The 2,350-nt window shown below is 50.8% G+C and carries 1 protein-coding gene and 2 pseudogenes; 1 reads left to right on the plus strand and 2 read right to left on the minus strand.

Going from position 1 to position 2,350, the window contains the following annotated elements:
* A pseudogene (locus ABYT30_RS18525) lies at positions 1-826 on the plus strand (glucose-6-phosphate isomerase); the annotation flags it as partial.
* Positions 827-899: 73 nt separating this feature from the next.
* Here ABYT30_RS18525 and ABYT30_RS18530 read toward each other — a convergent pair.
* Together ABYT30_RS18530 and ABYT30_RS18535 are read right to left on the minus strand one after the other, a co-directional pair.
* A complete protein-coding gene (locus ABYT30_RS18530; protein WP_373082905.1) occupies positions 900-2,249 on the minus strand; it encodes a phosphomannomutase in 1,350 nt (449 codons plus the stop codon).
* Positions 2,246-2,350: pseudogene (locus ABYT30_RS18535) on the minus strand (UTP--glucose-1-phosphate uridylyltransferase); the annotation flags it as partial. The pseudogene ABYT30_RS18535 and the gene ABYT30_RS18530, both read right to left, overlap by 4 nt.

Genomic DNA, 2,350 nt, shown 5'->3' on the forward strand with positions numbered 1-2,350 from the left:
AGCCATCGCATTATGCGCCGGCATGGACAGCTTCCGCGCCTTACTCAAGGGCGGTTACGCGGTCGACCAGTACGTCGCCAAGCAGCCACTAGAAAGTAATACCCCCCTTATATTGGGCCTTTTAGATGTGTGGTATCGCAACGCCTGGGGCATGAGCTCACAAGCCGTACTGCCCTATGAACACCACCTAAAATTGCTGCCCACTTATTTGCAGCAATTATTTATGGAGAGCGCGGGCAAATCGGTAAAAGCCGACGGGACCCCGATACAAAATGCCACTGGCGGCGTCATCTGGGGCACCGAAGGCACCAACGGCCAACACTCCTTTCACCAACTACTCCACCAAGGTAGCGACGTTATTCCCTGCGATTTTATCGCCAGCCTTAGCTCTCACAACCCCATCGGCGAGCAACACCAAGCCTTGCTTGCCAATTGCTTTGGCCAAAGCCTAACTTTAATGCAGGGTCAAACCGCCGCCAATATTGAGCAGAACTTAATCGCCAACGGCATGGCGACGGATGCCGCCCAAGAACTCGCCCAGCACAAGGCAATGCCCGGCAACCGCCCCAGCACAACGATTTTAATAGATAAACTCGACGCCGAAAGCCTCGGCGCACTCATTGCCCTGTATGAGTACCGCTTGTTTACCGCGAGCTTTATGTGGGGAATCAACCCCTTTGACCAATGGGGTGTTGAACTCGGCAAGCAGATCAGCCAACGCCTAATGGACAAGCTAAGCGGCAACAGTGACGATACCATCAACGCAGCCCTAGACTCCTCAACCGCGCAACTTATTACCCGTTACCAGCAAGCGCAAACCAGCTGATTCAGCCCAAGCTCAGATGCAATAAAGGCGCCTCACGGCGCCTTTATTGCATTGCTTTACCATTAAACGTGGATTACAACATCGCCAACAATTCAGCGGTTTTCGCTTCCATCAAGGGGATATTGCCATCGCTTTCAACATTGAGCCGCACTACCGGCTCGGTATTCGACATCCGCACATTAAATCGCCAACCGTCAAAACTCATACTCAAGCCATCAGTAAAATCCACCGCCGCCGCCAGTGGCGTGTAATGGGCCTGAATCGCCGCAATCACAGTTTTGGCGTCGGCAACTTCGCGGTTAATCTCCCCGCTACAAGGGAATAGCGCAACCCGCTGCTCAACCAGTGATGACAAACTGGCCGACTTCACCGACATTAGCTGTGTCACCAATAGCCAGGGAATCATGCCACTGTCACAAAATGCGAAATCCCGGAAATAATGGTGTGCGCTCATCTCGCCGCCATACACCGCATTCTCGATTCGCATCCGCTCCTTAATAAAAGCATGGCCGGTTTTACACTGCACTGCCGTACCCCCCGCCTCTTCAACGATGGCAATGGTATTCCAGGTTAAACGGGGATCATGCACGACTTTCTCGCCCGGATTTTTCAGCAAAAAGGCCTCAGCCAACAAACCGACCACGTAATAACCTTCGATAAAATCGCCGGTTTCGTCAAAAAAGAAGCAGCGATCAAAATCACCATCCCACGCAATGCCTAAATCAGCACCATGCGCTTTAATCGCATCAATACTGGGTTGACGGTTTTCAACCAACAAGGGGTTAGGTACACCGTTAGGGAAATTACCGTCAGCCTCATGATGAACCCGAATAAACTCAAAAGGCAGATAAGGTTCAAGCAAATCAACCACCCGACCGGCGCCACCGTTACCGGCGTTAACAACAATTTTCAGGGGCTTTAAGGATTCAACATCGATATAGCTGAGCAAATGCTCAATATACGCTGCCGAGGTATCCAAAGCTTGCAGACTGCCTCGGGTCGCGACAGGCGCAAATTCGTTCTTTTCAGCAAGCGATTTAATATCAAATAGCCCGGTGTCACCACTGATGGGCTTCGAGCCTTCACGCACAAACTTCATGCCATTGTAGTCTTTAGGGTTGTGACTGGCGGTAACGGCAATACCGCCATCCATATCAGCATGGGACGTAGCAAAGTAAATCTCTTCGGTGCCACACAAGCCAATATCGTAAACATCGACACCGGCGTCACGCAGGCCGTCACTTAAGGCGCCTTTAATTGACTCACTACTTAAACGAATATCGTGACCAACAACCACTTTCTTCGGCTTAATCACCTCAGCAAAGGCGCGGCCAATACGGTAAGCGATATCTTCGTTTAACTGATCAGGAATACGACCGCGAACGTCGTAGGCTTTAAAACACGTTATTTCACTGCTACTCACGCTGAGGCCTCATCATAAATATTTTCATAAACGTAGTTTGTCGCCTCAATAAAGCCCGGCACACTGCCACAATCAAATCGCTTGCCGCGGAATTTATAGGC

Origin of the sequence: Zhongshania sp., from assembly GCF_041623545.1 — a bacterium.
Classification (GTDB): Bacteria; Pseudomonadota; Gammaproteobacteria; order Pseudomonadales; family Spongiibacteraceae; genus Spongiibacter.